General features: G+C 73.1%; 6 protein-coding genes and 1 pseudogene. 2 read left to right on the forward strand and 5 right to left on the reverse strand.

All coding sequences use genetic code 11. The annotated features are described in order from the left end of the window. Nucleotides 1-118 precede the first annotated feature (118 nt). Nucleotides 119-775 (forward strand): annotated as a pseudogene (locus ACFWM7_RS33580) (enoyl-CoA hydratase/isomerase family protein); the annotation flags it as partial. Between the two features lie 44 nt (nt 776-819). On the opposite strand, the gene ACFWM7_RS33585 reads toward ACFWM7_RS33580, so the two are convergent. Both ACFWM7_RS33585 and ACFWM7_RS33590 read right to left on the reverse strand, forming a co-directional pair. Beyond that, nucleotides 820-1,047 carry a hypothetical protein gene (locus ACFWM7_RS33585; protein ID WP_383268105.1) on the reverse strand — a complete coding sequence of 76 codons (228 nt, stop codon included), beginning with the start codon at nt 1,045-1,047 and terminating at the stop codon, nt 820-822. Between the two features lie 65 nt (nt 1,048-1,112). Beyond that, nucleotides 1,113-1,607, reverse strand: coding sequence for a hypothetical protein (locus tag ACFWM7_RS33590; protein WP_383268108.1), 495 nt, complete (start codon nt 1,605-1,607; stop codon nt 1,113-1,115). A 144-nt stretch (nt 1,608-1,751) separates the two neighbouring features. On the opposite strand from ACFWM7_RS33590, the gene ACFWM7_RS33595 reads away from it, so the two are divergent. Continuing rightward, nucleotides 1,752-2,594 (forward strand): pentapeptide repeat-containing protein, encoded by an 843-nt coding sequence (locus tag ACFWM7_RS33595; protein WP_383268111.1) that lies wholly within the window; start codon nt 1,752-1,754, stop codon nt 2,592-2,594. A 13-nt stretch (nt 2,595-2,607) separates the two neighbouring features. Here ACFWM7_RS33595 and ACFWM7_RS33600 read toward each other — a convergent pair whose 3' ends face one another. The 3 genes from ACFWM7_RS33600 to ACFWM7_RS33610 form a co-directional block, all read right to left on the reverse strand. Then, nucleotides 2,608-3,126, reverse strand: coding sequence for an SRPBCC family protein (locus ACFWM7_RS33600; protein WP_383268113.1), 519 nt, complete (start codon nt 3,124-3,126; stop codon nt 2,608-2,610). A gap of 217 nt (nt 3,127-3,343) precedes the next feature. Next, complete coding sequence (locus ACFWM7_RS33605; protein ID WP_383268116.1) at nt 3,344-3,934, reverse strand: hypothetical protein; 591 nt, start codon at nt 3,932-3,934, stop codon at nt 3,344-3,346. Between the two features lie 4 nt (nt 3,935-3,938). Continuing rightward, nucleotides 3,939-4,908, reverse strand: a 970-nt coding sequence (locus tag ACFWM7_RS33610) for a DUF6286 domain-containing protein (protein ID WP_383268117.1), incomplete at its 5' end; no start/stop codon positions are given.

The raw sequence follows: 4,908 nt of genomic DNA on the forward strand, positions 1-4,908 counted from the left end.
CCTTCTTTTTCTTTCAGAACTACCCCCACACACCCCCCCCCCCACAACACCCCCCCCCGCCCGCCCCCCCCCGGCCCCCCCCCCCCCCGGGGGGCGCCGCTCCCCCCGCGGGCGGCCCGCCCCCCCGGGCACACTGCACACCCCCGTGGCCACCACCGCCCCCCCCGTCGGGGCGGCCGACGCCATTCTCTGCGGCCTGGCCGATCACCACGTTCCTGCCCACCTCCTGCCGGCCCTGACCGAAGCGCTGGGCGAGCCGGCCGGCCCGGACGCTTCGGCTGCGGGCATCGTCCAGGGGTTCGCCACGGAGGCGACCACCGGCGAGCTCGCGGCGCAGCGCGACTGGATCGACGCCTGCTACGCGGGGGACACCGTGGAGGACATCGTCCGGAGGCTGCGCGAGAGCGGTCTGCCCGCAGCGCAGACGGCGGCGGACGAACTGCTGACCAAGTCGCCCCTCGCGCTCAAGGTCACGCTCGCCGCGGTGCGCCGGGCAGCCCGGCTCGACAGCCTGGAAGCCGTACTCGACCAGGAGTTCCGGGTCTCCAGCCGGGCGTTCGAGCACCCCGATTTCGTGGAAGGTGTGCGCGCCCGGATCATCGACAAGGACAACGACCCGCAGTGGAAGCCGGGCTCCCTCGCCGAGGTCGACGACCAGGAGGTCGCCCGGTTCTTCGCACCGCTCGGCCCCGGCGAACAAGAACTCGCTCTCGCCCCGGGCCCCACGGACGCCCCCACTGCGGACACCCCCACTCGGGAGGAACAGGCGGGATAGGGCGGACCGACGCGGATTCGCCCGCCGCCGCCCCTGCGGCGCGCCTATCTGTCGCTGCCGGAAAGGCTCGGCTGCAGTGCCCGGACGAGAGCGAACAGCCGGTCCTCGTTGCCCGTCAGCCCCGCGCTGCGCAGGGCCTGGTCGGCCTCCCTCATCGGAGAGGTGAGTAGCGGCAGGTAGACCGGTGCGTCGTCGGGATCCGCGAGCGCTGCCCGGGTGGCCTCCAAGAGGCGGACGTACGCCTGCGCCGCCGCGAGTTCGTGGCTGTCCATCTCAGCATCTCCTCCTCAGAGCTGTCGGACCGTCAAGCATCTCTCATGGGTCTGACAACGCCGCCTCAAGCCCGGCCGTGCCCGCCGGACAATCCGCTCGGCGGCTCCACCTCCAGGTAGCGCCGCCTGCGGGGCCCCCGGTAGAGCAGCACCGTCCAACCCAGCTCCCGCAAGGCCGAAGCGCAGCCGGCCAGCGCCTCCTCCTCGTCGTGAGCGGCCCCGCTGCCGGGCGGCCCGGCCCACTCGACCCGTACCGAACCTGCCGACTCCCCGTCACTCACCCGGTACCCGGCCGACACACGACGCCCCGACGGGTCGACGGCCGAAGGCGTCGCCCCAGAGCTCTCCAGCGCCAACGCGACAGCCCGAACCGGGCGGTTCAGCTCCCACGGAGCCGGGGCCGCCACGGGGTCGGGCCGCCCAACACCGGTCAGCCGACGGATCTGCAGCAGTCCCTCGAACGCGGTCCGCACCGAAGCGGCCCGTGCCGCCGCGGGCTCGGCAGACGGTGGACCGTCGCCGGTCGCGGGCTCGAATCCGGTGTTCTCCTCGCTACCCATGCATCCCCCTCGTCGTGCCTGCCTACGGCGCCCAGTGTGCACCGGCAGCAGCAGGCGGCAGCGCCGCTCCCCGGCTCCTCGGTAGACTCATGTGCTCTACACCCGCACTGTCCGCAGCACCATCCACGCGAGGATCCGCCACCCGTGCCCGACCACGATTCGATCGCCGTGCCCGACCACGCACGGGAGGCTCTGCGCGCGGACTGCACGAACTGTTTCGCTCTCTGTTGTGTCGCACTCACGCTGACGGCTTCGTCGGACTTCGCCATCGACAAGGACGCCGGGCGGCCCTGCCCCAACCTTCAGGACGATTTCCGCTGCGGCATCCACACCCGGCTCCGTCCGAAGGGCTTCTCCGGCTGCACCGTGTACGACTGCTTCGGCGCCGGGCAGAAGGTCTCCCAGGAGACGTACGGGGGCCGCGACTGGCGTTCGTCCCCCGACCTCGCCGCCCAGATGTTCCAGGTGTTCCCGGTCATGAGGCAGCTCCACGAACTGCTGTGGTATCTCACCGAGGCCCTTACGCTGCAGGACGCACGCCCGCTGCACACCGAGATCCGCCGAGCCCTGGAAGAGACGGAACGGCACACCGAGCGCCCCGCCGTCGACTTCGCCGAACTGGATGTCGCCGGTCACCGTGACCGGGTCGCCGGTCTGCTTCTGCGTACCAGCGAACTCGTCCGGGCCGCCGCGCCCCGCCGCAAGAAGCGCAACCACCGCGGTGCCGACCTCATCGGGGCCCGCCTGCGTGGCGCCGACCTGCGCGGAGCGGACCTGCGCGGGGCCTATCTGATCGCCGCCGAACTCACCGGCGCCGATCTCCGCCTGGCCGATCTCATCGGCGCGGACTTCCGTGACGCCGATCTCTCGGGCGCCGACCTCACGGGAAGCCTGTTCCTGACTCAGGCCCAGCTCAACGCCGCGAAGGGCAACGCGAAAACAGCGCTCCCCGCATCTCTGAGCCGCCCCCCACACTGGGCGGCCTAGTCGCTCCGGCGGGCTAGTTTCCGGCTCCCCGGACGTCTGCCTCCAGTGACGCCTTGAGACGCTTCAGCGTCGTACGGATGTTGCCGCCCTGGAACTGCGCGAAGGTCTTCCCGCCCGTCGCCACGCGGTCGAAGGAGTTGGCGAGGAAGTCCGGCCAGCGACGGCGGTCGTCGGTCCAGGTCTCGGTCACCCGGGTCGCTCCGTCCACCGCCTCGAAACGGTATTCCCATGTGGCGATCGGCCCCGGGAGCAGAGGGCGTCGCAGGCCGATCGCATGCACCCGGAAGGCGAAGCGTTCGCCGGGGTCGGCCGCCGTCACCGTGCACCGGGTCGTCCAGCGGGCCGCACCGCGCTTGTTCTGGCCCTCGAAGACCATGCCGACATACGCGTCACGCCGATCGCCGTGCACGGTCGCGCCCCGGTTCTCGGGGCTCCAACGCCCCATCGCCGTGGGGTCGCTGAGCTGTTCGTAGACGAGTGCCGGGGAGGCGTCGATGATGATGCTGTCCGCTACGGACATGGTGCGGGGCATGGCGCGACTCCTTGTCCACGGCCGTCGACGGACCACGCCCGGGTGCCGTACGGACCGTGGAGCCGGCATCCCGGAGGCCATACCTTACTCGCGGGTAGATTCTGTCGGGTGACGGGATGGGGACAGCGGCCGGCGCAGGCGCGGATCTGCCCGCCGTGGGTGGCACCGACCAGACGACCGTGGAGTACTCCCGCCCCCGGACCGGGTCCGCTGCGATTCAACGCGTCCTCCGCTCCCGGCGGTTCGCAACGCGTATCCGTATGTCGGCCGACAGGCTCCGGGCTCCGCTGCTGGCACGGGCGTCCGCGATGACCCCGGCCACGGATCGCACCATCTCCGCCGGCCGGGCCCCGGGCTCCACGACCACCGTGACGACCGCCCGCAGAGGCCGGCCCACCAGGCGCACCCGGGCGCGCGCCACGTCGTCGAACGCCGCCACCTGCGCTGTCATCGCCCGTTCCCATGCACGCCTGCGCAGCACAGGCCCAGTCCGCGGCAATACCGCCCAACGGGGTCCGCCCGGCAGCGCCTGACGGGCCAACCACCACACCAGCAGAGACAGGACGACGGCGAGCCCGGCGATCAGCACGGGACTCCACCAGCCGTTCTCCCGGAGCCCTGCCAGCAGCCCCCGGTCCAGCAGCACCCCGTCCGCCGGCGGCACCGGCCACCAGTGCGGCAGACGGTCCCCCATAGGGGCCCACGCCGAACCGCCCCCCACGGCCAGCCAGCCGCCACCGGCCAGCAGCACCAGGCCGACAGCACCGAGCAGCGACCGGTTGACCATGCCACGTCTGATCACCGACATTCCTTCACCCCTTTTGCCGTTCAGTCGAAGCCGCAGCCGACGCTGCCGACTCCTCGGCCGTCGGCGGCTGACCGTGCGGCTCACTCCGGACCCGGACCCCGACCCGCAGGGCGGGCGTTCGTGCCAGGCTCAGCTCCGGCAGAGCCGCTTCGACGACCCGGCCCACCCCGGCGCGTACCTGCTGCGGTTCGCCGAACCCCACATCTGCCCGCACCCGCACGCGCCGCCGCACACGCACCCGGACCCGAACCACCCCGGGTACGGTGGCGGCCCTGTCCTGGACGATGCGAGCGGCGGCCGTTCGGTCGAGCGCCGCTCGCAGGTGCGGCCCGGGCACGGCCATGGTCAGCCCGCGCCGCAGCCCCGGCAGCAGGGCGCACCCCAGCAGCCAGAAACCGGTCAGCGCTGCCACCGCCCCGCCGACCCGGACCGCCGTGTCCGCCGGACCGTGCGTCGCCGCCCAGTCGACCAGCGAGGTTCGCCAGGCGGCCGGCGTGCCGCCGAGCCGGACGGAGACGACGTCGACCAGGAGCAGTGCACAGCCGGCGGCCCCCACGATCGCCGTCACCGCCGCAGGGAGCCGGCGCTGAGCACGGATCCGGCCGCCCCGGCCACCGATCCGGGCGGCGCCCTCACCCCAGCGATCCGTAGTGTCGGCCCCCGGGGGCTCACCGTCAGGGGACTCCCGGGCGGGTGGCACGGGGAGCACCGAGAGGGCGTCGATCCGGATGTCGGCGTGGGGGACGGACAGGCCCGTCAGGGCCGCCGTCCGGCTCCGCGCACGGTCGCGGATCAGCCCGGCCGTCTCATCTGCCCGTACCGGATACGGCAGCCGGACGCGGAGCGTCACCCGCGCGGAGGCGCCGCGCACCGACGCCGAGCCACGGGTCACCGCGCCGCCGGCGGGCAGCGCCTCGGCCGCCGCCCGTTCAGCGATCCGCCGAACGGCGCGCGGAGCCACCGTCGTCGTGCCA

This window comes from Streptomyces sp. NPDC058375 (genome assembly GCF_042723425.1).
Lineage (GTDB): Bacteria > Actinomycetota > Actinomycetes > Streptomycetales > Streptomycetaceae > Streptomyces > Streptomyces durocortorensis.

Bases quoted from the DNA above. Each gene is read 5' to 3' on its own strand.
- ACFWM7_RS33585 (WP_383268105.1), bottom strand. From the start codon at position 1,047: ATGGACAGCCACGAACTCGCGGCGGCGCAGGCGTACGTCCGCCTCTTG.
- ACFWM7_RS33590 (WP_383268108.1), bottom strand. From the start codon at position 1,607: ATGGGTAGCGAGGAGAACACCGGATTCGAGCCCGCGACCGGCGACGGT.
- ACFWM7_RS33600 (WP_383268113.1), bottom strand. From the start codon at position 3,126: ATGCCCCGCACCATGTCCGTAGCGGACAGCATCATCATCGACGCCTCC.
- ACFWM7_RS33605 (WP_383268116.1), bottom strand. From the start codon at position 3,934: ATGTCGGTGATCAGACGTGGCATGGTCAACCGGTCGCTGCTCGGTGCT.